General features: G+C 37.9%; 25 protein-coding genes and 1 other annotated feature. All 25 genes read right to left on the bottom strand.

Features of this window, described 5'->3' with window-relative positions; translation table 11 throughout:
* Window positions 1-213: 213 nt before the first annotated feature.
* On the bottom strand, window positions 214-846 hold the full coding sequence (pyrE, locus tag ACNSTQ_RS04680) for an orotate phosphoribosyltransferase (protein WP_418198689.1): 633 nt from the start codon (window positions 844-846) through the stop codon (window positions 214-216).
* On the bottom strand, window positions 843-1556 hold the full coding sequence (pyrF, locus tag ACNSTQ_RS04675; RefSeq protein WP_418198688.1) for an orotidine-5'-phosphate decarboxylase: 714 nt from the start codon (window positions 1554-1556) through the stop codon (window positions 843-845). The genes pyrE and pyrF overlap by 4 nt, the downstream gene beginning before the upstream one ends.
* On the bottom strand, window positions 1556-2467 hold the full coding sequence (locus tag ACNSTQ_RS04670) for a dihydroorotate dehydrogenase (RefSeq protein ID WP_418198687.1): 912 nt from the start codon (window positions 2465-2467) through the stop codon (window positions 1556-1558). Before ACNSTQ_RS04670 ends, pyrF begins: the two co-directional genes overlap by 1 nt.
* Window positions 2464-3240, bottom strand: coding sequence for a dihydroorotate dehydrogenase electron transfer subunit (locus tag ACNSTQ_RS04665; RefSeq protein WP_418198686.1), 777 nt, complete (start codon window positions 3238-3240; stop codon window positions 2464-2466). Before ACNSTQ_RS04665 ends, ACNSTQ_RS04670 begins: the two co-directional genes overlap by 4 nt.
* 198 nt (window positions 3241-3438) lie before the next feature.
* Window positions 3439-6627 carry a carbamoyl-phosphate synthase large subunit gene (gene carB / locus ACNSTQ_RS04660; RefSeq protein WP_418198685.1) on the bottom strand — a complete coding sequence of 1063 codons (3189 nt, stop codon included), beginning with the start codon at window positions 6625-6627 and terminating at the stop codon, window positions 3439-3441.
* Between the two features lie 19 nt (window positions 6628-6646).
* Entirely contained in the window at window positions 6647-7735 is a 1089-nt protein-coding gene (locus tag ACNSTQ_RS04655; RefSeq protein WP_418198684.1) for a carbamoyl phosphate synthase small subunit, read from the bottom strand.
* The gene (locus ACNSTQ_RS04650; protein WP_418198683.1) at window positions 7732-9015 is read right to left on the bottom strand and encodes a dihydroorotase; all 1284 of its coding nucleotides are present in this window, start codon (window positions 9013-9015) and stop codon (window positions 7732-7734) included. Before ACNSTQ_RS04650 ends, ACNSTQ_RS04655 begins: the two co-directional genes overlap by 4 nt.
* Window positions 9016-9906, bottom strand: coding sequence for an aspartate carbamoyltransferase catalytic subunit (locus tag ACNSTQ_RS04645; RefSeq protein ID WP_418198847.1), 891 nt, complete (start codon window positions 9904-9906; stop codon window positions 9016-9018). It lies immediately after the preceding gene.
* Between the two features lie 195 nt (window positions 9907-10101).
* Complete coding sequence (locus ACNSTQ_RS04640; RefSeq protein ID WP_418198682.1) at window positions 10102-11400, bottom strand: solute carrier family 23 protein; 1299 nt, start codon at window positions 11398-11400, stop codon at window positions 10102-10104.
* A gap of 177 nt (window positions 11401-11577) precedes the next feature.
* Entirely contained in the window at window positions 11578-12126 is a 549-nt protein-coding gene (pyrR, locus tag ACNSTQ_RS04635; RefSeq protein WP_418198681.1) for a bifunctional pyr operon transcriptional regulator/uracil phosphoribosyltransferase PyrR, read from the bottom strand.
* A 263-nt stretch (window positions 12127-12389) separates the two neighbouring features.
* Window positions 12390-13295 (bottom strand): RluA family pseudouridine synthase, encoded by a 906-nt coding sequence (locus tag ACNSTQ_RS04630; RefSeq protein WP_418198680.1) that lies wholly within the window; start codon window positions 13293-13295, stop codon window positions 12390-12392.
* Complete coding sequence (lspA, locus tag ACNSTQ_RS04625; protein WP_418198846.1) at window positions 13295-13780, bottom strand: signal peptidase II; 486 nt, start codon at window positions 13778-13780, stop codon at window positions 13295-13297. The genes ACNSTQ_RS04630 and lspA overlap by 1 nt, the downstream gene beginning before the upstream one ends.
* Window positions 13781-13936: 156 nt before the next feature.
* Window positions 13937-14587 (bottom strand): TraR/DksA C4-type zinc finger protein, encoded by a 651-nt coding sequence (locus ACNSTQ_RS04620; RefSeq protein ID WP_418198679.1) that lies wholly within the window; start codon window positions 14585-14587, stop codon window positions 13937-13939.
* Window positions 14588-14740: 153 nt separating this feature from the next.
* Window positions 14741-17503, bottom strand: coding sequence for an isoleucine--tRNA ligase (gene ileS, locus ACNSTQ_RS04615; protein ID WP_418198678.1), 2763 nt, complete (start codon window positions 17501-17503; stop codon window positions 14741-14743).
* Between the two features lie 450 nt (window positions 17504-17953).
* Window positions 17954-18185 (bottom strand) — a binding site (T-box leader).
* A 56-nt stretch (window positions 18186-18241) separates the two neighbouring features.
* Window positions 18242-18736 carry a DivIVA domain-containing protein gene (locus ACNSTQ_RS04610; RefSeq protein ID WP_418198677.1) on the bottom strand — a complete coding sequence of 165 codons (495 nt, stop codon included), beginning with the start codon at window positions 18734-18736 and terminating at the stop codon, window positions 18242-18244.
* 91 nt (window positions 18737-18827) lie between these two features.
* The gene (locus tag ACNSTQ_RS04605; protein WP_418198676.1) at window positions 18828-19601 is read right to left on the bottom strand and encodes an RNA-binding protein; all 774 of its coding nucleotides are present in this window, start codon (window positions 19599-19601) and stop codon (window positions 18828-18830) included.
* Window positions 19602-19614: 13 nt separating this feature from the next.
* Window positions 19615-19872 carry a YggT family protein gene (locus ACNSTQ_RS04600; protein ID WP_216830856.1) on the bottom strand — a complete coding sequence of 86 codons (258 nt, stop codon included), beginning with the start codon at window positions 19870-19872 and terminating at the stop codon, window positions 19615-19617.
* A 19-nt stretch (window positions 19873-19891) separates the two neighbouring features.
* On the bottom strand, window positions 19892-20338 hold the full coding sequence (locus ACNSTQ_RS04595; protein ID WP_418198675.1) for a cell division protein SepF: 447 nt from the start codon (window positions 20336-20338) through the stop codon (window positions 19892-19894).
* A gap of 27 nt (window positions 20339-20365) precedes the next feature.
* Window positions 20366-21040 (bottom strand): YggS family pyridoxal phosphate-dependent enzyme, encoded by a 675-nt coding sequence (locus ACNSTQ_RS04590; protein ID WP_418198674.1) that lies wholly within the window; start codon window positions 21038-21040, stop codon window positions 20366-20368.
* Between the two features lie 29 nt (window positions 21041-21069).
* Complete coding sequence (gene pgeF, locus ACNSTQ_RS04585) at window positions 21070-21891, bottom strand: peptidoglycan editing factor PgeF (protein WP_418198673.1); 822 nt, start codon at window positions 21889-21891, stop codon at window positions 21070-21072.
* Between the two features lie 148 nt (window positions 21892-22039).
* Complete coding sequence (locus ACNSTQ_RS04580) at window positions 22040-22294, bottom strand: YlmC/YmxH family sporulation protein (RefSeq protein WP_418198672.1); 255 nt, start codon at window positions 22292-22294, stop codon at window positions 22040-22042.
* A 168-nt stretch (window positions 22295-22462) separates the two neighbouring features.
* Window positions 22463-23281, bottom strand: coding sequence for an RNA polymerase sporulation sigma factor SigG (gene sigG / locus ACNSTQ_RS04575; protein WP_236035179.1), 819 nt, complete (start codon window positions 23279-23281; stop codon window positions 22463-22465).
* A 122-nt stretch (window positions 23282-23403) separates the two neighbouring features.
* Entirely contained in the window at window positions 23404-24117 is a 714-nt protein-coding gene (gene sigE, locus ACNSTQ_RS04570) for an RNA polymerase sporulation sigma factor SigE (protein WP_418198671.1), read from the bottom strand.
* Between the two features lie 27 nt (window positions 24118-24144).
* Window positions 24145-25068, bottom strand: coding sequence for a sigma-E processing peptidase SpoIIGA (gene spoIIGA, locus ACNSTQ_RS04565; protein ID WP_418198670.1), 924 nt, complete (start codon window positions 25066-25068; stop codon window positions 24145-24147).
* Window positions 25069-25267: 199 nt separating this feature from the next.
* Entirely contained in the window at window positions 25268-26410 is a 1143-nt protein-coding gene (gene ftsZ, locus ACNSTQ_RS04560) for a cell division protein FtsZ (protein WP_418198669.1), read from the bottom strand.
* Window positions 26411-26542 lie beyond the last annotated feature (132 nt).

The raw sequence follows: 26542 nt of genomic DNA, 5'->3' as shown, positions 1-26542 counted from the left end.
TTTAAATATCCCAATACCGAGCTGTAGGAATTACTTCGGCTTTTCTAACTCATATTCCTTTAACATCGTACTAAATTAGGGAAAGAACGAATAAAAGGTATATAAAAATAGAGATGAAAATCACAAATGATCTCCACCTCTATTTTATGCCTTTATTGTTCTTCTCTCGATAGCAAAACTCTTTGAACTGTTGCCAGTCCAACTCTTTATAGATTAACTGTTCATCCAATCTGTAGACGATGGATTTTGACGCCATTGCTTTAACTTTGATACTTCTTCTTCATTAATATCGTTTCTTTCTAATGAGACTTGAAGAAGCGTTTCATAATCTGTTAGTACTTGGAACGGTAATTTTGCTTCTTCGAGTTGAGTTATCCCTTTTTCTAAGCCGTATGTAAAAATGGCCACAACACCAACGACAATACCACCTACTTCACGAACAGCTTCTGCAGCGGTAATGACACTTCCCCCTGTTGAAACCAAATCTTCAACAATAACTACTTTATCGCCAGCTTCGATTTTTCCTTCAATTTGATTACCTTTTCCATGACCTTTTGCTTTGCTACGAATATAAGCCATCGGTTTTTCCATCAAATCACTGACCCAAGCCGCGTGAGGAATACCAGCTGTTGCTGTTCCTGCAATGACATCAACATCAGCATAATTCTCATCAATTAATTGCTTTAACCCTTTTGCAATATCCTTACGAATCGTAGGATATGAGAGTGTTAAACGATTATCACAATAAATAGGAGATTTCATCCCGGAGCTCCATGTAAATGGATCATTTGGACGTAAATATACAGCATTGATATCTAATAGGTGCGATGCAATTTGTTCTTTCATGCTAATTCCTCCCATTCTTTTACTACTCTTTCAAAAGCCTTTGTAGGATCTTCACTTGCAGTTATACTTCTTCCAACAACAATTCCCCAACTGCCAAGTGTTCTAGCATCACTCGGTGTTGTCACCCGTTTTTGATCCCCTACAGCATCTCCAGCTAAACGAATCCCAGGTGTGACTGTTAAAAACTGTTCTCCACAAGCCTCATGAATAAGTGGTACTTCTAGTGGTGATGAAACTACTCCATCTAATCCACTTTCACTGGCTAACTTCGCATAGACTTGAACAGTTTCTTTCATCGTTCCGTTAATTCTCAATTCTTCTTGCATGACCTGTTCACTCGTACTCGTTAATTGAGTGACAGCGATAAGCTTCGGACGCTCTATTCCAGATGGAGTTCCAGCATAAAGACCTTCCATCGCTTGTTTCATCATTTCTGAACCACCTGCTGCATGAACATTAACAATATCAACATTTAATCGAGCAAGAGCTTTCATTCCTTGCTGTACGGTATTTGGGATGTCATGTAACTTTAAATCTAAAAAAATTTGATGCCCTTTTTCTTTTAAACTATGAATAAGTTGTGTACCTGAACTATAAAAAAGTTCCATACCGACTTTTAAAAATAACGGTTCCTTTGGCATTTTCGTTAGAAACTCTTCAACCGCTTCGGTGCTGGAAAAATCTAAGGCAATAATAACAGGTCTTTTCATTACTTCCAGCTCCCTCCCGTTAATTCAGAAATGTGATCAACACCGAGCTGATCTAACCATTCAGGCAGTTCATCAATAATTTCCGGACAAATAAATGGATCAACAAAGTTTGCTGTACCAACTGCAACAGCATCGGCACCTGCTAAGAAAAATTCAATAACATCTTCAGCTGATTGTATGCCACCCATTCCGATAATTGGGATCGAAACGGCTTGACTTACTTGATGGATCATACGGATCGCTACCGGCTTTACTGCAGGCCCAGAAAGTCCACCTGCACCATTGGCTAAGATCGGTTTTCGAGATTTTAAATCTATCCGCATCCCTAATAATGTATTAATCATAGATAGTCCATCGGCACCGGCTTCTTCTACTGCCCTAGCCATTCCAACAATATCAGCAACATTAGGTGACAACTTCACATAAACAGGAACTGAAGATACTCGTTTCACTTCTTTTGTCAATTCTGCTGCTACTTCTGGGATCGTACCGAAAGCAATCCCACCCTTTTTAACGTTTGGACAAGAAATATTTAACTCTAGTGCAGTCACATTGGGTGCTTTAGATACACGTTCTGCTACTTCAATATAATCTTCCGTTTCTGATCCAGCTACGTTCGCAATAATAGGAACATCATACTTTTCTAGCCATGGTAATTCCTCGTTGACGACTTTTTCTAGGCCTGGGTTTTGTAATCCGATTGCGTTTAGCATTCCAGCTGCTGTTTCGGCAACACGTGGTGTTGGATTTCCGTAGCGCGGTTCAGCTGTAGTAGCTTTAACTGCAATCGCACCCAGCTTACTTAAATCGTAAAATTTTGCATACTCTTTTCCAAATCCAAAGCAACCGGAAGCTGGCATAATTGGATTTTTCATAGATAATCCTGGTAGTTCTATTTGTAAACGGCTCATAGTATCACCTCTCCGATTGGGAATACAGGACCGTCTGTACATATCTTTTTATATGAAGTGCCTGTTGGATCGTCTTGAAGATGACATACACACGCAAGGCAAGCACCAATACCACAGCCCATTCGCTCTTCAAGAGATAAATACGCTCTTCGATCATGAAAACGAACTTCTAATGCTTTCAACATAGGGTTAGGGCCACAAGAATATAACACATCAAAATCAATACCTTCTTGCTCTATAACATCAGTGACAAACCCTTTTGAACCATATGTTCCATCAACTGTTGCGACATACGTATCCCCAAGTTGTGCAAATTTCTCTTCATAAAAAACATCTTTGGCTGAAGCAAATCCGAGCACGTGAACCACTGTTACTCCTCTTGCTTTCAGTTGCTGTGAGAGGTAGTACAGTGGAGGAACACCAATCCCACCACCTACTAATAGTGCTACTTCTCCCTCTTTTGCTTCTTCTACAGGAAAGCCTGTGCCAAGGGGACCCATGACATCCACAAGTTCCCCTTTCACACGTTGCGATAAAAGTGACGTTCCTTTTCCACCAGCACGATATAACATCGTTAGCTGTTTTTTGTTTAGATCGACGTTACAGATGCTAATTGGGCGGCGTAACAGTGGATCAATTCCACGATCAATTTTGACATGAACAAATTGACCTGGTGTTGTCATATTAGAAACGAGTTCACCTTCAATTACTAACTCAAATATTTGATCCGCAATTTTCTCCTGGTGAACGATCGTTAAATTATCCTTAAGCACAAGCACATCCCCCTTTGTAAGATAAGTTAGTATATATTCGAAGATGTCTAGCTGCAGCGCCCAGCAACTCGCGAGACTTCGCTCCCCTCCTTACGATAAGTCAACATCGGCTCACTAGCGTTCACCGTGTTTCCTTTATCTCATACGGGTAAGCTCCAGTCCGTACGTCGCTGAACGGGCGCTTTCGCTTTTCTTTTCTTATTGCATGGCTGGCATACTTTCTGAGGCAAATGTAATCGACTCAATAACTTTTAATAGTGCTTCTGCTGTATCAAGTGACGTTAAACATACCACACCGTTTTCGACTGCTTCACGACGAATTCGGAAACCATCACGAGCAGGTTGTTTTCCTTTTGAGAATGTATTGATTACAAATTGTGCTTGTCCTTGGCGAATGACATCTAATAAATTCGGCTTTTCAGCACCTATTTTATTCACAGTTGTCACTGGAATTTGTAGATCTTTGATCAAACCAGCGGTTCCTTCAGTAGCTAAAATGTTATAGCCAATACGGTGGAAGCGCTGAACAAGTGCTAATCCTTCTTCTTTATCCTTATCTGCAATAGTGAAAAGGACAGATCCGTACTTCGGAATCTTCATTCCAGATGCAATTAGCCCTTTATATAACGCTTTTTCTAACGTATAATCGCGTCCCATAACTTCACCGGTTGATTTCATTTCCGGACCGAGAGAAATATCGACACGGCGTAACTTAGCAAATGAGAATACTGGTACTTTTACTGATACTTCTTTGCCTTCAGGGTGATAGCCTGTTTCATATCCTAATTCAGGAAGCTTTTTACCTAGGATCGCTTTCGTTGCAAGGTTAGCCATAGCCACACCTGTTATTTTACTTAAGAACGGTACCGTACGACTTGAACGAGGATTTACTTCTAGCACGTAAACCTCATCCTCGTGTAATACGAACTGGATGTTTAAAAGTCCAATAATATTTAATCCGCGAGCTAATGAAATCGTACGCTCAATAACTTTTTCTTTAATTTCAGCAGATAGTGTTTGTGGTGGATAGACCGCAATCGAGTCTCCTGAGTGAACCCCAGCACGTTCAATATGTTCCATAATTCCTGGGATATAAACGTTTTCACCATCTGATATAGCATCCACTTCAATTTCTTTTCCTGTTAAATAACGGTCAATTAATACCGGATGCTTCGGGTTGATCTTAACTGCATTTTCCATATAGTTTAGTAACTCAGCTTCTTTATAGACGATCTCCATTGCTCTACCACCTAGTACATAAGATGGACGTACTAAAACAGGGTAGCCAATTTCAGTTGCAATTTTGACTGCTTGATCTACTGACGTTGCTGTTTTACCTAATGGTTGTAAGATACCTAATTCTTGTAATGTATTTTCAAACTTATCGCGATCTTCTGCGCGGTCCATATCCTCTAATGCTGTTCCTAAAATTTTAACTCCACGAGCTGCCAAGCCTTCCGCTAAGTTAATCGCCGTTTGACCACCAAATTGAACAATTACACCTTCTGGTTGCTCCTGTTTAATGACATGCAATACGTCTTCAAGGGTTAATGGCTCAAAGTACAACTTGTCAGATGTACTGAAATCTGTAGAAACCGTTTCTGGATTATTGTTAATAATAATTGCTTCATATCCAGCTTCTTTAATTGCCCAAACCGTATGAACTGTCGCGTAATCAAACTCAATTCCTTGACCGATACGAATTGGACCAGAACCTAATACGAGAATACTCTTTTTATCTGAAATGAACGACTCGTTTTCATCTTCATACGTTCCGTAGAAATAAGGAGTTGCAGATTCAAATTCTGCTGCACATGTATCGACCATTTTATATACTGGCATTATTCCTTCTTGCTCACGCAGGTCGAAAATTTCTCCTTCTTCCATTTCCCACAGGTTTGCGATAGTTACATCAGCAAAACCTTTTTCTTTCGCTTCAGTTAATAGTTCGATGTTGCCTTTGCTATCTTTTAATAATTTTTCTAACTTCACGATACCTTCCATTTTATGAAGGAAGAAACGGTCAATTTTACTTAGTTCCCAAAGTTGTTCTACCGTGTAACCACGACGGTAAGCTTCACCGATTACAAACAAACGCTCATCATCTGCTACAGCTATACGCTTTTCTAATTCAACATTTTCAAGTGTCTCAAGACCACTTCTTTCTAAGTGGAACACACTTGCTTCTAGTGAACGAATGGCTTTTAAAAGTGACTCTTCTAAGTTACGACCGATCGCCATAACTTCCCCTGTAGCTTTCATTTGTGTACCTAATGTACGGTTCGCTGACTCGAACTTATCAAATGGCCAACGTGGAATTTTACTTACTACGTAGTCAAGCGCTGGCTCAAAGCTAGCATACGTTGTTTTCGTAATTGGGTTCATAATCTCATCTAATGCATAGCCAACTGCAATTTTTGCTGCAATCTTTGCAATTGGATAACCTGTTGCTTTTGACGCAAGTGCTGATGATCGGCTTACCCTTGGATTTACTTCAATAATGTAGTATTGATAGCTATCTGGATCAAGTGCGAACTGAACGTTACATCCGCCTTCAATTCCTAATGCACGAATTATTTTTAATGAAGAATTACGAAGCATTTGATATTCCCGATCAGAAAGCGTTTGGCTTGGTGCTACAACAATGGAGTCTCCTGTGTGTACCCCGACTGGATCTATATTTTCCATGTTACAAACAACGATGGCTTGGTCTTTACTATCGCGCATTACTTCGTATTCTACTTCTTTAAATCCAGCAATACTTTTCTCTAAAAGACATTGCGTTACTGGGCTATACTTTAGACCGCTCGTTACGATTTCAATAAGATCTTCCTCGTTATAAACAAGTCCGCCCCCAGTTCCTCCAAGTGTATATGCCGGACGAACAATAATTGGATAACCGACACGCTCAACAAAACGATAAGCCTCTTCAAGATTATGAACAATATCACTATCTGGAACTGGCTCATTTAATTCATTCATAAGTGTCCTGAACAAGTCACGATCTTCAGCACGCTTAATTGCGTCTAGATGTGTTCCTAACAGTTCAATATCGTACTCTTTTAAGATACCTGACTCTTCTAATTCAACAGCCATGTTAAGACCAGTTTGCCCACCTAAAGTTGCTAGAAGACCATCTGGGCGCTCTTGACGAATGATACGGCTAACAAATTCATACGTTATCGGCTCAATATATACTCGGTCAGCCATCGTTGTATCTGTCATAATGGTTGCTGGGTTAGAGTTAATAAGGATAACCTCATATCCTTCTTCTTTTAATGCTTGACATGCTTGTGTGCCTGCATAATCAAATTCAGCTGCTTGTCCAATAACGATAGGTCCTGATCCTATCACTAAAATTTTATTAATATCCGTACGTTTTGGCATGTTGTCTCCCCCTTATTTGTTAAACGCGCACTCGGCTTTGTTTATATTCTTCAATTAACTTAATAAACTTAGTAAACAAATGATTTGAGTCTTCTGGTCCAGGTGATGCTTCTGGGTGATATTGAACACTAAATGCAGGGTAATCTAAGTGAGCAACACCTTCAACTGTTCCGTCATTGACTGCTTTATGTGTAATGATTAAACGAGTATCTTCAAGTGAATCTTCTTCGATGGTATATCCATGATTTTGCGAAGTGATATCAATTTTCCCAGTTTCTAATTCTTTAACTGGGTGGTTTGATCCTCGATGTCCAAACGTTAATTTAGCTGATTTTGCTCCACATGCTAATGCGAGTAATTGATGCCCTAGGCAAATTCCAAAGATCGGTACTTTTCCTAATAAATTTTGGATCATTTCAATTGCTTCTGGAACATCTACTGGATTTCCTGGGCCATTGGATAGCATAATACCATCTGGATATAAACGAAGAATTTCATCAGCCGTTGTATTATACGGTACAACAATTACATCACAATCTCGTTGAATTAAGTTTTGAATGATACCGTGTTTTGCACCGTAATCAACTAAGACAACACGATGTCCTCTTCCTGGACAGTGATATGGATCTTTAGTTGAAACTCGTTTTACTTGGTCGTTTGGCTCTTCTATTGAATTAAGTTGTTTTACAACTTCCTCAACATTAACTTCCATGCTACATAATTTACCTCTTAACGTGCCATGCTTACGAATAAGACGAGTTAATTTTCTTGTATCAATTCCTTCTAAGCCTGGAATTCCTTTAGCTTTTAATAAATCATCAATTGACTCTTCGCATCTCCAGTTGCTCGGATGGATCGCCGCTTCTTTAACAATTAGTCCGTGGATAGCCGGTTCAATTGACTCAAAGTCATCTCTATTTATCCCGTAATTTCCTACTAACGGATAAGTTAATGTTACAATTTGAGCACAATACGAAGGATCTGATAAAATCTCTTGATACCCTGTCATCCCCGTATTAAAAACGACTTCGCCTTCTTTTTCATTCTCACTTCCGAATGCTCTTCCAACAAATACTGTTCCATCTTCTAAAATTAATTGTCTTTTCATTGCTGCTCCCCCTTTTTCCATACAAGCTTTCCAGCTACGAAAGTATGTGTCGGCCAACCTTTACAATTCCAGTTTGCAAATGGTGTATTTTTCCCTTTTGATACAAAGGTTTCAGGATTGATCGCCTCTTCTGAATTTAAATCAATGACTGTAATGTCAGCCTCAACACCTTCAGAAAGAGTTCCGTATGGTAACCCAAACGTTTCTGCTGGTTTCATTGTAAACCAATCGACTAATTGCTTTAATGTAATCGTTCCTTTTTCTACCATGTTTGTATATAACAATGGAAATGCTGTTTCTAACCCGACAATTCCAAATGGTGCTTTTTCCATACCTAATGCTTTTTCATCTGCACTATGAGGTGCATGGTCTGTAGCGATGAAATCAATTGTCCCATCTAGTAAACCTTCGATTAAAGCTTTAAGGTCTTCTTTACCTCTTAATGGCGGGTTCATTTTATAATTTGAGTCTAACCCTGGAATATCTTCATCGCAAAGTAATAAATGATGTGGTGTTACTTCAGCTGTTACTTTAATACCTGCTCTTTTTGCATCACGCACAACACGTACGGATTCTTTCGTACTAATATGACAGACGTGGTAGTGAGCATCTGTAGCTTCCGCAAGTAACACATCACGTGCGATATGTACTGATTCACACACTGATGGTATACCGTTAATTCCATGTTCTGCTGAAAATGTTCCCTCATGAACTGCGCCTTTATGGATGAGTGTATTTTCTTCACAGTGTGCAACAATTGCTTTCTTAATTTTTGCAGCTGCTTTCATCGCTTGAAGCATCATGTCTGCACTTTGTACCCCAACTCCATCATCTGTAAAAGCAAACGCTCCGCTTTCTGCAAGTTCTTCGAAATTCGTTAATTCTTGACCTAATTCACGAATAGTAATTGATGCATAAGGCAGTACTCGAACATGTGCTGTTTCTTTAATTCGATTTTGCAACCAATCTAATTGTTCTTTCGTATCTGGAACTGGTCTCGTATTTGGCATTGGTGCAACTGTTGTAAATCCACCTTTTGCAGCAGCCAATGTTCCAGTTTCGATCGTTTCTTTATGTTCTCCACCCGGTTCTCTTAAGTGGACATGCAAATCAATCATTCCTGGAATTACTAAGTTTCCGTTAACATTAATTACCTCATCTACTTGTTCTTCTAACTCGTTTCCAATCCTTACAATTTTACTATCCTCTATTAGGATATCACTAGTAATAAGTTCACCATTTTCACTTAGTCGTTTACCGTTTTTAATTAGTGTTTTCATTTATTTAATTCCTCCCTTTTCGATCGCACGTTTTAACACTGCCATTCGGACAGCAACACCATTTGTCATTTGCTTAAATATTCTTGACCGTTGACATTCAACAAGCTCACTCGCAATTTCAACGTCCCTATTAATTGGGGCCGGATGCATAATGATACTGTCTTTTTTCATTCGTTGTTCTCTCTCGATTGTAAGTCCATATTGATGGTGATAATCACTCTTAGTTGTTACCATTTTCACTGCATGACGTTCATGTTGTATGCGTAGCATCATCATCACATCAGCCATTTCAACTGCATCATCTATATCAATGAAATTACCATATGGTATACTTTCATCAATCCATGAGCGCGGACCTGAAAACCATACACTAGCTCCAAGACGATGAAGTACTTCTGCATTGGATCTAGCCACTCGACTGTGTCTTATGTCTCCTACGATTACGATCTTTAATCCTTCAAATGTTCCAAATTCCTGCTTAATGGTTAATAAATCAAGTAAAGATTGAGTAGGATGATGTCCACAACCGTCCCCACCATTAATGATCGGAATAGAAATTCTTCCTACAAGGTCATCAAAATAATGATCTTGTTGATGACGGATAACCACAATATTGGTGCCAATCGCCTCTAACGTTTTGACCGTGTCGTACAATGTTTCCCCTTTTGTTACACTCGACGTTTGAGCTTCGAAATTTAAAACTTGAAGGCCTAATTTCTTTTCTGCTACTTCAAAGCTAAATTTTGTTCGCGTACTCGGTTCAAAGAAAAGATTGGCTACAAATGTCTCTCGATTTGGCATCCAACGGTCACCATTCAGGAAAGCTTGAGCATCATGTAAGATTTGATGAATTTCATTCGTCTCGAGTAAGGGCATCGTTAATACGTGCATAATCATCGTCCTCTCCTTAATATTCGCTTCATTTATTATAAGAAAAGAGGATGGCTCATTTATGTTTCACATCTAATTGATGTTTACACCTAGTTTCTGAGTCATCCCCTTCGAAGAGAGGCAGCAAAATAACTGCCTATGATATCTAACCCTTCAAGGCCTCTCTGGACCCCTATTAAAGGATGATTATATGATTTAATTATTATCGTCTTCAAACATTGATTTTGTGCCATAACTTACTTCTTTATCTGGAAGAATTAAGTGTAAGACAATCCCGATAATTGTTGCCAGCGCCATACCTGCAATTTGGATTTCATCTGAAACTTGGATGAATGCTCCACCAATACCGATAACAAGTATAGTTGAAGAAATGATTAAGTTACGCTTTAATCCCATATTGATACCATTTTCAATTAACATACGTAAACCTGATGAAGCGATAACCCCAAAGAGTAGGATAGATACCCCACCCATAACCGCAGTTGGGATCGTTTGAATTAGTGCTGCGAATTTCCCAAAGAAAGCAAGTGTCATAGCGAGTACAGCTGCTCCCCCGATAACGAATACACTAAATACTCGAGTAATCGCAAGTACACCAATGTTTTCTCCATACGTTGTATTTGGAGGCCCCCCAAGGACAGATGCGATCATTGTTGCAACCCCATCTCCTAAGAGTGAACGGTGTAAACCTGGCTTTTTAATGAAATTCTTTCCTACTACTTTACTTAGAACCATTTGATCTCCAATATGTTCTGAGATCGTTACGACTGCAATAGGCACCATAATTGCTGCAATTTGCCAGTTGAAGCTCGGTGTATAAGTAACAAACGGTATGATGAAATCTGGTACAGCAAAAATAGGTGCTTCACTTATAGGTGTTAAATCTATAACCCCCATGAAGTATGCATAAACATATCCACCGATAATCCCAAATAGGAAAGGAATAAGACCGAAGAACCCTTTTAGGAAGAACGCTGATAAAATGGTAATCCCTAAAGTCACAATCGCAACTGAAAATAGGGTGACACTATATTCCGATGTACCTGGAACATACATGGCCATATTAATTGCCACTCCAGCTAAACCTAGACCGATAACCATAATAACTGGGCCAACTACGATGGGTGGTAAGATTTTTAATAGCCAGCTTACACCACTCGCTTTAATTAGTAGTGCTACTATCCCGTAAATGATACCTGCTAGAAAACTTCCGATCATTGCACCTTCTGGACCACCGATCGTCGTGGCTGCTATAATCGGTGCGATAAATGCAAAGGATGAACCTAAGTAAGCTGGAACTTGTCCTCGCGTTATTAACAAGTACGCTAGAGTACCTAATCCACTTGAAAATAGTGCAACTGCTGGACTCAAGTCAACTAAATATGGAACTAAGATTGTTGCACCAAACATGGCAAATAAGTGCTGAATACTAAATGTTAACCACTTATCAATTCTAGGTACTTCATTTATACCAATTTCTTTTTGTTGTGACATTTTATTTTCCTCCCTTAATGTTTCTCTTGTTAGTAAGCTTTGTTGAAATGATGGATCTTATTAAAAAAACCTCTAGTCCATTTGTTGACGAGAGGCAAGTTTACACTCTAAAAGAACATAGTCCTAGTAGGTGCTAATTGTCTCTTGTCAGCCTCACTGGACTGAATTAAAGAGATATTATTTAATTTCTTCATTTTGAATGATGCTCACTTCATCGATTTGATCGACTTCTTTTAATTTTGCCGTAATGATTTCACTTTTCGATGTTGGTACATTTTTACCAACATAATCTGGACGAATTGGCAGTTCACGATGGCCTCTATCAATTAATACAGCTAGTTGGATTTGTGATGGTCTTCCTAAATCCATTAATGCATCTAGAGCTGCTCGAACTGTTCGCCCTGTGTAAAGAACATCATCAATTAAGATCACTTTTCGATCAGTGATATCGGATGGCACGTGAGACCCTTTTAAAAGTGGATCTTGATCTTCTGTTTTAACAGTCAAATCATCCCTATAAAGAGTGATATCGACTTCACCAACTGGAATTTTTTCACCCTCAATTTGTTCAATTCGCTCTGCTAACCTTTTGGCAACATAAATACCGCGAGTTTTAATTCCAACTAAAATACAGTTATCAATTCCTTTATTACGTTCAATTATTTCATGTGCAATCCTAGTTGTTGCACGTCGTATTGCTTGTTCGTCTAAAATTACTCTCGCCATACTTCAACACCTCCACCTGAATAGTATGTCCTAACGTGAAAGCGGTGGTTATACAAAAAACCTCTCACCGTTATGATGAGAGGTTTAGTGAACGTTCAGTAAAAGGGCATACTCCACCCATTATTACCTTAATCCGCTTCCTTCTCAGCCTCACGGGACTGTAGTTAAAGGATCTATATTGTTGTTAACGTTATTATTCCACTTTTCGACAATAAAGTCAATCGGTTTTTATCATTTGAAAATAGTTAGATACTTCTAACTATTTATCTTCTTAACTCTTCTAATAATTTAACCATCTCCTGTGGGAGAGGTGCTTCAAATACAAGCTCTTCTTTCGTACGTGGATGTACAAATCCTAAAACAGATGCATGTAAGGCTTGTCCGTCGATATCAAGAGTCTTTTTTGGTCCATATTTAGGGTCTCCAGCTAATGGAAAATCAATATATTTCATATGAACACGAATTTGATGTGTTCTGCCTGTTTCAAGTTCACACTGAACATACGTAAAGTTTTCAAATCTTTCAAGTACTGTAAAATGAGTAACCGCATCACGACCATCTTCTGTAACTGTCATGCTTTGCCGGTCCTTCTTATCTCTACCAATGGGCGCTTCAATTGTACCAACATCATGGGCGATAACGCCGTGAGCAATTGCTTTATATATTCGCTTCGTCGTCTTAGCTTTAAGTTGTTCTACTAATGATTCATGGGCTACATCATTTTTTGCCACCATCAATAAACCGGACGTGTCTTTATCAATTCGGTGTACGATTCCTGGTCGGATCACACCATTAATTCCTGATAAATCTTTACAGTGATACATTAATCCATTAACTAGTGTTCCTGTATAATGGCCAGGTGCAGGATGAACGACCATTCCACGTGGTTTATTAACGACTATGACATCCTCATCCTCATACACAATATCTAAATCGATTGGTTCTGGCTCAACTTCAAGTAGTTCAGGTTCTGGGATTTCTAACTCTAATGTATCGTTTAATTGCACTTTGTAATTTGTTTTAACAGTATCACCATTAACGGTAACATTTCCGTCTTTAATCCATTGCTGAACTTGGGTTCTAGACCATTCTGGATTAAAGGTCGTCATTAATTTATCAATTCGTTCGCTTACTTGTTCTTCGTTAATCTTAAATTCATATTGCTCCATTATTTCTTCCCCTTTGCTATTCTTTCGTCGTTAATAATTTTAATGAAGATCAAAGCTACCCCAACACAAAGAGCAGAATCAGCCACATTAAAAATAGGGAAATTGTATGTAAAGATAAAAGTATCAATAAAATCTACAACCTCACCTCTGAAAACTCGGTCGATAAAGTTTCCAATAGCTCCACCTAAAATTAAACCTAAAGACACTCCAAGTAGAACACTTTTTTTGGCTTCCTTTTGAATGTAATATACGATAAATCCTACAACGAAAACTGTAACGATATAGAAAAACCACATCTGTCCTTGTAGAATACCAAAAGCCGCTCCTTGATTACGATGAGAAGTAAAATAAAGGACGTTCTCGATTAATGGAATACGTTCACCTAATTCCATCGAATGTACGACAATCCATTTTGTCCATTGATCAAACAAAATAATGATTAATGCAATAATATAATATAACCAAATCAAAGTCATTTCCTCCATCTCATTATGCATACGTAAGCATTTTAGCATAAAATGATGAAAGTGTCTTTTTTTACTTATTTTTTACCCTATGCTTCTACTAGTTTAACCACAAATGGTTTAGCTGACTCACAAGTGTCAGTCGCTCTGACGCTCGTGAGTCATCTTCTTATCTTTTTATTTTTCGTTTAAATATTGATCGTAATGGATATTTCGTTGGAAATCGACTGAGTCATCTCCTTGATAACCATTAATATCAGTTGAAGCAAAAGCTTCCAATTCTTCTACATACCCAATTAACTCTCCGGTACGGTCTAGTGAAGAATCTTCAAAGACCATACTATTTTCGTTAAAAGAAGCGACAGATTGATAAGCATCTTCAGCGTCAAATTCAGTTTCATCATCACGGTTGTCAAAGTTATATTCATCAAAGTTTCCTAATACGGCTTCTTCCACTGGACGATGATTAGCTAATAGACCTTTTGAGTGCTCAACGACAGTTCGTGCAGTTGGGTTTGCTTGCAAGCGATCATAAGGAATTTGCTGTCCAGTGACTTCACAGACACCATATGAACCATTTTGCATTTTATTTAACGCATAGTCGACATCTTCCAGTTCTTTTTCCAACTTTTCGTAGATGGCAATGTCCTTTTCGCGTTCATATAAGTCAGTAGCAGTATCAGCTGGGTGATTATCATATTGTGACAACTCTCCTGTTGAAAAGCTTGAAGTAACTGCTAACCCATAGCGATCGGCTTCTTTAATACGTTCTTCTATGCTTGCTTTCCGCTGCTCAAGCTCTCGTCTTAAATTATCATATTGTCGCATTTCTTCTCCCCCTTTTTGTACAGTCTCTAACTAAAGAATGAACTTGTACATCTTTAGTGTGACCGAAATGATTGTTGTTAGCCGAAACAACATTTGTAATGTATGACAAATAAAGAAGAGGTTATCCGTTTCAGAATAACCTCTTCTTGATAATTAGCCACTATAATTTTCAGTAACAATGGTTGCACAAGAAGTACATAATGTCGGATGATTTTCATTTTGTCCTACAGTTTTAGAAACGACCCAACAACGTTCACACGTTTCACCTTCTGCTTTATCAACAACGATTGCTAAATCATCATATACATCGGCATGTTCTGGAGCCGTTGCTTTTTCGCCGCCAACCACTGCTTGCGAAACGATAAATAATTTTTGTAAGTCTACATTTTCAAACGTCTGCATTAACTCTTGTGAAGGATATAATACAATTTGTGCAGTTAGAGATTTACCAATTTTCTTCTCATTTCTGGCATTTTCAAGTGCTTTTAATACATCATTACGAACATTCATAATTCGATCCCATTTTTGCACAAGCTCATCAACATTTGTAAAGGTTTCAGCTTTAGGCATATCCGTTAATTGAACACTTTCACCTTCAGCTCCTGGAATATGAGGCCAAACTTCATCAGCTGTATGAGATAAGATTGGTGAAACAAGTTTTGCAAGTGCTACAACTGTCTCATACATTACCGTTTGAATTGAACGACGAGCATGACTATTAGGTGCATCAATATATAATGTATCTTTGGCAACATCCATATAGAAAGAACTTAGCTCTACTGTACAGAAATTATTTAATGCATGATATACATTAGAGAATTGGTAATGTTCATAACCTTTAGTTACTTTGTTAATTACATCATGTAATTTAACAAGCATGTACTTATCTAATTCTGGTAAATCTTCAACAGCTACAGCATCCGTAGCAGGATCAAATCCATTTAGATTTCCTAGAAGGAAACGGAATGTGTTTCTAATTTTACGATATACTTCAGAAACTTGTTTTAAAATATTATCTGAAACACGTACATCGGCTTGATAATCAACCGAAGCTACCCATAAACGAAGAATATCTGCACCTAATTGCTTCATAACATCATTAGGAACAACAACATTTCCTAGAGATTTACTCATTTTACGACCTTCACCATCAAGAGCAAACCCATGACTTAATACACCTTTATAAGGAGCTTTACCTGAAACAGCAACACTCGTTGATAACGACGAGTTAAACCAACCACGATATTGGTCTGATCCTTCAAGATATAAGTCTGCAGGGCGTTGCAGGTCATCTCGTTCTACAAGAACAGCTTGGTGCGATGACCCCGAGTCAAACCAGACATCCATAATATCCATTTCACGAGTGAATGTCCCATTTGGGCTATGAGATGAAGTAAAGCCTTCAGGTAATAATTGTTGTGTCTCCCACTCAAACCAAATATTTGAACCATGCTCTCTAAATAATTGAGAAACGTGATCGATTGTCTCATCAGTAATAATAGGCTCCTCGTCTTCACCATAGAAGATTGGAATTGGAACACCCCATGCACGTTGACGTGAAATACACCAATCTCCACGATCTCGTACCATATTATAAAGACGTGTTTCTCCCCAAGATGGGATCCACTTTACTTCATTAATGGCTTGAAGTAACTCTTCTCTAAAATCCTTAATTGAAGCAAACCATTGTGCAGTCGCTCTAAAGATAACTGGCTTTTTTGTTCTCCAATCATGTGGATACGAATGAGTGATAAAAGAAAGCTTTAAAAGAGCTCCTACTTCAGTTAATTTTTCAGTGATTGGTTTATTCGCTTCGTCATAAAATAACCCTTCAAATCCTTCAGCTTCTTTCGTCATTACACCTTTATCATCAACTGGACATAAAACGTCTAAATTGTATTTTTGTCCTACAATATAATCATCTTCCCCATGACCTGGTGCAGTATGAACGCAACCTGTACCTGCATCAAGAGTAACATGGTCACCACACATTACCAGTGATTCACGGTCATAAATAGGGTGTTTAGCAATGACATGTTCTAATTGCTCACCTTTAATTGTTTTTACAACACTGTGAGTTTCCCATTCTAATTCAGTTACTAGGGTTTCTAACAGCCCTGAAGCAACAACAAATTTATCATTTTCAACTTGAACAACGCTATATTCAAGATCAGGGTGTACCGTAATCCCTAGGTTAGCTGGAATCGTCCAAGGAGTTGTCGTCCAGATGACAATCTTTTCGTCTCCATCTAATACATCTTTTCCGTCTGTTACTGGAAAAGCAACGTAAATCGAAGGAGAACGTTTGTCATGATATTCAATTTCCGCTTCCGCAAGAGCCGACTCGGATGAAGGTGACCAATAAACTGGCTTGAGTCCTTTGTAAATATATCCTTTTTTTGCCATATCTCCAAATACTTTAATTTGTTGAGCTTCATACTCTTTGTTTAAAGTAATATATGGATTTTCCCAGTCACCACGAACACCTAAACGTTTAAATTGCTCACGTTGACGATCGACTTGCTCAAGAGCATATTCTTCACAGCGCTTTCTGAAATCTGCAACGCTCATTTCTTTACGCTTTACTTTTTTATTTTTTGTAAGTGCGGTCTCAATTGGAAGTCCATGCGTATCCCAGCCTGGAACGTACGGTGCATGATAACCACTCATTGATTTAAAACGGACAATAATATCCTTTAATACTTTATTTAAAGCGTGGCCCATATGAATATCACCATTCGCATACGGTGGTCCATCATGAAGAACAAATAAAGGACGTCCTTCTGTACGCTGTTGAACTTTTTGGTAAATGTTCATTTCATCCCATTTTTTTTGCATTTCAGGTTCACGATTTGGCAAGTTTCCGCGCATCGGAAACTCAGTTTTAGGCATTAATAAAGTGTCTTTATATTCCATTCCTGTTCCTCCTAGTTAATATGTAAAAAGAAAAGCGGAAGACGCCTGCTTATCGGCGACAAGCGCTGCAGGGCCAGCAGTATGTGACCCGTCTTTTGGTCACATTTGATGGACCGAAGCGACCTCGAGCCGATGGCGTCTGTAGCTAGACAAAAGAAAAGCGGAAGCGTCCGGTTAGCGGCGTATGGACTGGAGTCTCTCCGTATGAGATATAGAAAACACGTATAGCGTGAGCGTTACGATGTTGCCTTATCGTAAGGAGGAGAGCGAAGTCCACTAGACGCTGGACGCTGTAGCTAGACATCAAGAAAAGCGGAAGACGCCTGCTTATCGGCGACAAGCGCTCAGGGCCAGTAGTATGTGACCCGTCTTTTGGTCACATTTGATGGACCGAAGCGACCTCGAGCCGATGGCGTCTGTAGCTAGACAACAAAAAAAACCTTCTCGTCTTATAGGGACGAGAAGGTTACCCGTGGTACCACCCTACTAAATAATAGCAATATTCATTGCTATCATTCACTCTCATTCGTATCGGGAATAAACCGCTATAGCCTACTTGAACTTAACTTTCGGTATAGAACTCAAGGGCGATTTTCCCATTATCCTTCATATCAGGCTTCCACCAACCCTGATTCGCTATTATGAAGCACGATAAAGGTACTCTCCCTATCATAGTTTTTAACTCTTTTCAATTTGAGAGGTATTATAATACATAAATATGAACTGTGTCAAGAAGCGTTACTCAACTGTTTCTTTTTCAAGTGATTCATTAACTTTTGTTATTTCATCCCAATCGTCTGTTTGAAGCATTTCTAATTGTGCTTCAACTAACATTTTGAAACGCATACGATAGACAGATGCTTGTTTCTTTAACTCTTCAATTTCCATCATAACTTTTCTTGATTTCGTTAAAGCGTCGTTAATGATACGATCAGCATTTTTTTCTGCTTCCTTAACAATTAGTTGTGCTTCTTTCTGAGCACTACGACGAACCTCTTCTGCAGATTCTTGAGCAACTAAAATTGATTTATTTAATGTTTCTTCAATTTTGTTATAATGCTCTAACTTTCCATCAAGGTCCTGTACTCGTTCAAACATTTCCTTTTTTTCCCGTAGTACAGCTTCATAATCTTTTATGATTTGGTCAAGAAACTCATTAACCTCATCTTCATCGTAACCACGGAATCCGCGAGTGAACTCTTTATTATGAATATCAAGCGGTGTTAAAGGCACGAACTCCACCTCCAAATCTTGTCGTTAAATTCTTAGTTATAATGTTATATTCGACAGAAAAAGAGCATTTCCTTCTTTTTCTATTAGTAAATTATTTTTTTCTACCAAATAATATTCTGATTTTTCCTTTTTTTGTAGAACCCGCAACCGACATCAACTTACTTCTACCAAATCCTCTTACAGATAAATAATCGCCTTCCTGTACTTGAAATGCCCCATCTTCAATCAGCTTCCAATTGACCTTAACCAACCCTCTTTCAATATACAAAGAAGATTTAGTACGCGGTATGTTGTACATTCCTGATAATAATGTATCTAACCTTAAGGAGGAGATCGTTGTAGATTCTTCTGTCCACTCTTCATTGGTAGGGACGATATCTTCATCACTTATTGGTACAATTTTAACTTTAGCTTGTCCAACCTTTTGTAAATTTAAATCAAGAAAGCTAGCGACTTCTTTAGCCACAATTAATTGAATAATTTCTTCATTTATTAAGATATCACCAAATTTTTCACGCTTCATCCCTAAACCCATTAGTGATCCCAACACGTCCCTATGTTCTAAAGTTATAAACTTTCTAGGATAACGCAATTCAAAAGCTTGTACTTGAAAATCATTTTTAGAAAGTTCAAAATAGGATGGGTAAAGCATTGCACGTTTGCGCTCGGTATAAGAAGTGCCTCCCCAAAAGGAGAGGCTTATTTCCTCATCTTTACCTATAATAATTTTTAAAATGTCTTGTTGCCTTGGGTCGAGAAAATCAGTAAGTTTATAGGTATATTGAACAGTCACTTCCTGTTTCCAGTCCAATACTTGATCTACAAATGCTCGTTCTTCATTTCTAAAATGTTCGTAAATACTCATTCTACTCTAACCGTTACATCCCAAATAATGCAGCAACTCCATATCGTGCAAATGATAAGGCAAAAATAGCTACAATTGGGGAAATGTCAATCATACCTAAAGGAGGAATGAATTTACGAAACGGTGCTAAATAAGGTTCAACCACTGAACCTAGAAATTGACCGATTGAAGATTCCTTCGCATTTGGAAACCATGACATTAAGATGTAAGCAATAATCATGTATGAATAAACCATAATTGCTAAATTTAGTAAAGCTCCAATTCCTTGCATTTAATTATCCACCACCATTCTAACGTTGTTCAAATCTTTCTTGCATCATTTCTGAGATTGAGCCGGATACGTCTACATTATCTGGAGTACAAAGGAATATACTTATCCCAAGCTTTTGAATGTCTCCTCCTATAGCATACACCGTTCCACTTAAAAAATCGACAATTCGCTTTCCTTGGTCATTTGAAATTCGCTGTAAATTAATAATTACAGCTTTACGGTTTTTTAAATGGTCTGCAATATCCTGAACTTCATCATACGTCCTCGGTTCAATCAACATAACTTTTGCCGCTGATTTTTGTACACTTTGTAAACTTACGACATTTTGATTTTTTGCTTGCTTTTCACTTCTACGATACTGCGGTACTTCTTCTTGTGCAGCAGCTACTTCCTCATTGTATGGTTCATAATCTTGTCCATCTTCTTCTAATTCAAAAAAACGTTTAAATCTCGATTTCATTCCCAATTAAATTCCTCCTTTGAGCTCAACTATTTACCCAACAAGCGAAGATCCAATACGAATAAAAGTAGCCCCTTCTTCTACTGCAACTATGTAATCGTTTGACATTCCCATTGACAATTCTGTACAAGGTGCATTCTTAAGAGATAAGGCTTGTACTTCTTGTTGCAATATACGAAGTTTCTTAAAAACAGGTCTTGTTTCTTCTGAGTTTTCTACAAACGGCGCCATTGTCATAAGTCCTACGACTTGAATCGCTGAAAATTGAGTGAGTTCTTGAATGAAGGGGATCGTTTCACCAGGATTAAGTCCTGATTTAGATTCTTCTCCAGAAACATTCACTTGTACAAAACATTTCAAAGGATCTGATGATTGCCATCTTTTTTGTATTTCTTCAGCTAACGATAAACGGTCTAGAGAGTGTAGGTAACTTATATGTTCTACTATATTCTTTACTTTTTTGGATTGAAGAGAACCGATGAAGTGCAAAATCGGTTCATTTTCAACTGACTGTGCTTTTTTTATTAACCCTTCGGATCTATTTTCTCCAATATGATTAATTCCCGCATCCAATGCTTCCTGAGTTCTCTCAACAGTTACATATTTGGTAACTGCGATTATCTTTACATCATCCGAGTTGCGCCCCGACCGTTGACAGGCTGCGTTAATTTCTTTTTGAATTTTATGTAAGTTATCTTTTACTGTCAATCGAGCGTCCTCCTTTTTGCAAATCTTAATTAGCTTTTCATACCTATAAAGCTCATCATTCTTCCTGTTTTCCCCTGTTCTTTGCGATGAGAAAAAAATAAGTCGGTTCTTCGAGCTGTACAATATTGACTAGTTTTTACACAATTACTTGGAAGACCAGCCTCAATAAGCAATTGTTTATTTAATGTCTTTAAATCTAAGAGGAAATGACCAGGTCTAGATTCAATATAAGGTGGAGCTTCCGTTTGAGGCAAGGCTTGATCAACTGCCCTTATAACATTCGCATCCACTTCATACTCTTCTTGACCAATTGATGGTCCTATTATGACCAAAATATCATTTATATCGATACCTTCATTCTTCCACATTTCAATCATTTTCGGACCAATTTTACCAACGGTTCCCTTCCAGCCAGCATGTGCTAACCCTATCATTTCGTGCTTAGGTGCAAAAAAGTATAATGGAACACAATCTGCATACAAACTGACAAGGAGAGTATCTTTATCTTTTGTGTATAATCCATCGACACCATTAATAGCTGAATTTAAGGAAAGTGCACCTTTTCCCCAATCGCTTCTGGACACCTTTTTTATGTTTGAGTCATGGATTTGTTCACCTATTACCCATTGCTCCACTGGAAAATCAAGTTTAACCGAAACCAATTGACGGTTTTTTATAACAATAGAGTCGTCATCAGAAACATGTAATCCTACATTTAAGGAATGGTATGGAGTTTGACCTATCCCTCCCAGACGCGTCGTAAATCCTGCAATTATATGACGACCATGTTTTTCCCATTCAGGTATTAATAATAGGTCATCTTCCGTCTGGATAAACGGTTCATGGACCAAAAAATCACTTCCTATCCATGTTTTACTTAAATGTCCAATCAACAAAAACTGATATAATATTGATTGTTTTTATCTATTTTAGCATATTTTTCATGCAAAGAGTATTAAGATTCATTGTTCAAGCCCATTTTTCAAAATATCCAACCCTTTAATAAGACTGATATGACTCTGGAACTTGCACTAGTATAACATCGTTTCCAATTTTCAAGATATTGCTCCATGGAATAACAACCTCTTCAGTCTCTCTATTGAAAAAACTCATCATCTTTCCTGTACCATTAATAATAATTGCATCAATTTGACCTGTTGTTAAATTAATATCCAGATCTGATAAATTTCCTAAGCGCTTGCCATTTTCCATATTGACGATGTCTTTAGATTGTAAGTCAGATATTTTCATCATCTTGTAGTCCACCTTTCTTTTGACCATGCTGTATTACTTCATTTATATGTTAAATCCACCAATAATATCTCAAAAATAAGGAAAACAGGTGAGACCTATTCGTTCTAATATGAAAAGTTAGCATAGAAAAAGACTGAGTAACATACCTCCTGTTACTCAGTCTTTTAATTAGCTTTGTGCGTGTTTATTCATTTGTTGGATGGCGGCTTTTTCCAGCCTTGATACTTGAGCTTGTGAGATCCCGATTTCATCAGCAACTTCCATTTGTGTTTTCCCTTGGAAAAACCTCATATTTAAGATTAGTTTCTCTCTGTCATTTAATCGAATCATCGCCTCACGCAGCGCGATTTCTTCGACCCAATTAACATCTTTTTGCTTGTCATCACTTATTTGGTCCATTACATAAATCGGATCTCCACCATCATTGTAAATCGGCTCAAAAAGGGATACCGGATCCTGAATAGCGTCCAAAGCGAAAACAACATCCTCCTTTGGAACATCCAGTACTTTAGAAATTTCTTGTACCGTCGGCTCTCGGTCTCGGTTCTTTTCAGCCATTAGCTGATCACGAACTTGTAATGCTTTATAAGCAATATCACGTAAAGACCTCGATACTCGAATAGGGTTATTGTCTCTTAAGTACCTTCTAATTTCACCGATGATCATAGGGACAGCATATGTAGAAAACTTTACATTTTGGCTTAGATCAAAGTTATCAATTGATTTCATTAACCCGATACAACCTACCTGAAAAAGATCATCTACATACTCACCACGGTTATTAAAGCGTTGGATTACGCTTAGGACAAGCCGAAGATTACCATTAACCAACTTCTCACGGGCACTAATGTCACCGCTTTGCATTTGCGTAAATAATTCACGCATTTCCTTATTCGTCAGAACTGGCAATTTCGCTGTGTCAACTCCACAAATTTCAACCTTATTTCGTGTCAATTCTTTCCCTCCCAACAGGAGAATGATGTTCATGTAAAGTATCTCCTTGAGAGGGAAAAATATGCATGTGTACTCTTTGACTATCTCCAAATAAAATTGAATGAGTTCATGGTATTACAACGCTCATAAGCAATTAAATATTTTTTTTGTGGAATTTACACCATTTTATTAAATTCTTTTCTTAACCGCTTTATAATGCGCTTTTCAAGACGTGAAATGTAAGACTGTGATATACCGAGTAAATCAGCCACATCCTTCTGTGTTTTCTCCTCATCACCTGCTAATCCAAAGCGAAGCTCCATAATTTGTTTCTCTCGAGCATTTAGGGTGTGTAATGCTTTGACTAACAATTTACGATCAACTTTTTCCTCAATCCCTTTTGTAATGATATCATCCTCTGTTCCAAGGACATCGGATAGTAATAATTCATTTCCATCCCAGTCAATGTTAAGAGGCTCATCGAAAGAAACTTCTGATCTAATTTTATTATTACGACGTAAATACATAAGAATTTCATTTTCAATACAACGTGAAGCGTATGTTGCTAATTTAATTTTCTTTTCTGGATTAAATGTATTAACGGCTTTAATAAGTCCAATTGTACCAATACTAATTAAATCCTCAATATTAATTCCCGTATTTTCAAATTTACGTGCAATATAAACGACAAGCCTTAAGTTTCGTTCAATTAACATCGCACGAACAGCTTTATCTCCACTAGGAAGTTTACTTAATAAATGCGCTTCTTCTTCCTTAGATAAAGGTGGCGGCAATGCTTCACTACCACCTATATAATAAATTTCGTCCGGTTTCATTCCTAATCGATATAAAATTTTTTGCCACATCAACGTAAACTTCAACTTTAGCATGTCATTGCCTCCTCAATAAAAGTGAAACTAAGCTAATTTTTTTCCTTCTCCTGCAACAAGCATCTTTGGATGAACAATACATTGATAGTCTCCATCGTTTGATAGTTTCATATCGTTAATCCCAATCAGTACCTTCTTAACGAGATGTTGTTCATCGGCCGTCGTCACTCTAACACGATCCGGCTTGATGGCGATCATAAATTGTTGGTCTTTTCCTACTACTCGGTATGGAATGATTCGGATTCTCTCAGCAAAAGGATGATTCCCCTCATAGATTTTCTCGATATTTTCATAATCGAGAAGTAGTTCAATTTCTTCCTTGTTCAGCATAGAATGTAATGCGTCCTTTTCTAAGACCATAACTGGTGCCCTTGAAATTGGATCATGTAATTGGTTTCCACTATCGACTAGACCCTTCACATATAACAGTTCATGACCAATGGAGATTTCGACACTTACCACTTGTTCATAATGAATTTTCCTTGCTTCCACTTGTTTTAATTGGTGTTTGGAGAAAAGCCATACGAGAGGAAAACCAACTAAAACAAATAACCAGCTAAATGTACTACCGAATCCCGATGTCTTCGTAAACATAACCCCATCCAAAACTTCAAACTCGGTTTGCCAAAAGAAATGAAGTGCGAACAAGCCTCCTCCCGTCATAAAAGTGACGAAGTAAAACATAAATAAATTCTGAATAAAGTACGTCAACCGGTTAAACCCAAAAGCAATCCAAACAATTGCCATTGAGTATAATATTTTCATCCAAGGTTGGTAAAACAAATGGCCAATAGGTGTAAACATAAAAAATACTATAAGTGACGCGAAAAGGGCTGATAAGAATAACCGCCATTTATGTATCGTTCTTTTTAGTGTAATTGCAGTTATCCAGATTAAGAGAAAATCAATACATAAATTAAGAAACCAAATAACATCCAAATAAATGGTCATTGCATGTCCTCTCAATCACAATTTGGTATGTTTTAGCCAAGTATATATCAGATTCTATTTATAAGTCTGTCAGTTTATGACGAGATTAAATAGTTATTTTGATAGATTTACACTTATACTGTCAAAGGAACCTGGTAATTGATTGACAATTTTTTGCATAAAAAAAAGAACTGACTCATAGTGGTCAGTTCTTCGTTTTTTACTTTGAACGTCTACGTCGATTACGTAAGAACGTTGGAATATCTAAAGTTTCTGCTTGTTCTGGCTGTTGTTGAACTTGAGAATTTAATCTAGGCTCTTTTACTTCCTCTTGCTTGGGTGCCTGATTTCCTACTTTCATCTGTACAGACGGTCGTTGCACTTGTGGTTTTCCCATCGTATTACTTTCACTGTCTTCAAATCCTGTCGCGATGACAGTTACTACAATCTCATCTTTAAGATTTTCATTGATAACAGAACCGAAGATCATGTTTACTTCATCATCTGAAGCAGCGGATACTATTTCAGCAGCTTCATGAACTTCGTATAGACTTAAGTTCGCACCACCAGTAATATTCATTAAAACACCTTGTGCACCATCTACTGAAGTTTCAAGTAAAGGACTAGAAATAGCTTTTTTAGCAGCTTCTGCCGCGCGATTTTCACCAGTTGCAATTCCAATTCCCATTAGTGCAGAACCTTTATCAACCATGATCGTCTTTACATCAGCAAAGTCTAGGTTAATTAAACCTGGAACCGCAATTAGATCTGAAATACCTTGTACACCTTGACGTAGAACGTTATCTGCTTCACGGAACGCTTCTAGCATTGGTGTATTTTTATCAACGATCTCTAGAAGACGATCGTTAGGAATGACGATTAATGTATCAACTTTTTCTTTTAATGCATCAATTCCACCACCAGCTTGCGTCGAACGCTTACGACCTTCAAACGTAAATGGTCGAGTAACAACACCAACTGTTAATGCGCCTAGTTCTTTTGCGATTTCAGCTATTACAGGTGCAGCTCCAGTTCCAGTTCCTCCACCCATTCCTGCTGTAATAAAAACCATGTCAGCGCCTTGTAAAGCCTCTTGAAGTTGTTCCTTACTTTCTTCTGCTGCTTTTTTTCCGATGTCAGGGTTAGCACCTGCACCTAATCCACGTGTAAGTTTACCGCCCAATTGCAGTTTAATTTCTGCTTTCGACAAATGTAATGCTTGAGCATCTGTATTTACAGCGATAAACTCAACGCCTTGTAAACCATTTTCAATCATACGGTTAACAGCGTTACTTCCGCCACCACCAACGCCGATGACTTTTATTGTCGCTAGTTGATCCATATCCATTTCAAACTCTAACATGTAAGGTCCTCCTAATTCATCATGTATGCCAAAATCACTAGTTGAGGTTCAAAAAGTCCGTGAAAAATATTTGTCTAATTTTTCGTTTTCGTGCGCTTGGTTCTGCGTACCTCACGTATCAAAAGTATACGC

The sequence above is a fragment of the Alkalihalobacterium sp. APHAB7 genome (genome assembly GCF_048323755.1).
Classification (GTDB): Bacteria; Bacillota; Bacilli; order Bacillales; family Bacillaceae_F; genus Alkalihalobacterium.
The sequence above is the reverse complement of the archived record's forward strand: the minus strand, read 5'-3'. Positions and strand labels throughout refer to the sequence as shown.

Bases quoted from the DNA above. Each gene is read 5' to 3' on its own strand.
- ileS (WP_418198678.1), bottom strand. From the start codon at position 17,503: ATGGAATATAAAGACACTTTATTAATGCCTAAAACTGAGTTTCCGATG.
- ACNSTQ_RS04650 (WP_418198683.1), bottom strand. From the start codon at position 9,015: ATGAAAACACTAATTAAAAACGGTAAACGACTAAGTGAAAATGGTGAA.
- ACNSTQ_RS04630 (WP_418198680.1), bottom strand. From the start codon at position 13,295: ATGGAGCAATATGAATTTAAGATTAACGAAGAACAAGTAAGCGAACGA.
- spoIIGA (WP_418198670.1), bottom strand. From the start codon at position 25,068: ATGACCATTTATTTGGATGTTATTTGGTTTCTTAATTTATGTATTGAT.
- sigE (WP_418198671.1), bottom strand. From the start codon at position 24,117: ATGCTAAAGTTGAAGTTTACGTTGATGTGGCAAAAAATTTTATATCGA.
- pyrR (WP_418198681.1), bottom strand. From the start codon at position 12,126: ATGGCGAGAGTAATTTTAGACGAACAAGCAATACGACGTGCAACAACT.
- lspA (WP_418198846.1), bottom strand. From the start codon at position 13,780: ATGGAGGAAATGACTTTGATTTGGTTATATTATATTATTGCATTAATC.
- ACNSTQ_RS04620 (WP_418198679.1), bottom strand. From the start codon at position 14,587: ATGCGACAATATGATAATTTAAGACGAGAGCTTGAGCAGCGGAAAGCA.
- ACNSTQ_RS04670 (WP_418198687.1), bottom strand. From the start codon at position 2,467: ATGAGCCGTTTACAAATAGAACTACCAGGATTATCTATGAAAAATCCA.
- ACNSTQ_RS04640 (WP_418198682.1), bottom strand. From the start codon at position 11,400: ATGTCACAACAAAAAGAAATTGGTATAAATGAAGTACCTAGAATTGAT.
- pyrF (WP_418198688.1), bottom strand. From the start codon at position 1,556: ATGAAAAGACCTGTTATTATTGCCTTAGATTTTTCCAGCACCGAAGCG.
- pyrE (WP_418198689.1), bottom strand. From the start codon at position 846: ATGAAAGAACAAATTGCATCGCACCTATTAGATATCAATGCTGTATAT.
- ACNSTQ_RS04580 (WP_418198672.1), bottom strand. From the start codon at position 22,294: ATGATGAAAATATCTGACTTACAATCTAAAGACATCGTCAATATGGAA.
- ACNSTQ_RS04645 (WP_418198847.1), bottom strand. From the start codon at position 9,906: ATGCACGTATTAACGATGCCCTTACTCGAGACGAATGAAATTCATCAA.
- carB (WP_418198685.1), bottom strand. From the start codon at position 6,627: ATGCCAAAACGTACGGATATTAATAAAATTTTAGTGATAGGATCAGGA.
- ftsZ (WP_418198669.1), bottom strand. From the start codon at position 26,410: ATGTTAGAGTTTGAAATGGATATGGATCAACTAGCGACAATAAAAGTC.
- sigG (WP_236035179.1), bottom strand. From the start codon at position 23,281: ATGAACATCATTCTCCTGTTGGGAGGGAAAGAATTGACACGAAATAAG.
- ACNSTQ_RS04605 (WP_418198676.1), bottom strand. From the start codon at position 19,601: ATGAGTATTTACGAACATTTTAGAAATGAAGAACGAGCATTTGTAGAT.
- ACNSTQ_RS04600 (WP_216830856.1), bottom strand. From the start codon at position 19,872: ATGCAAGGAATTGGAGCTTTACTAAATTTAGCAATTATGGTTTATTCA.
- ACNSTQ_RS04655 (WP_418198684.1), bottom strand. From the start codon at position 7,735: ATGAAAAGACAATTAATTTTAGAAGATGGAACAGTATTTGTTGGAAGA.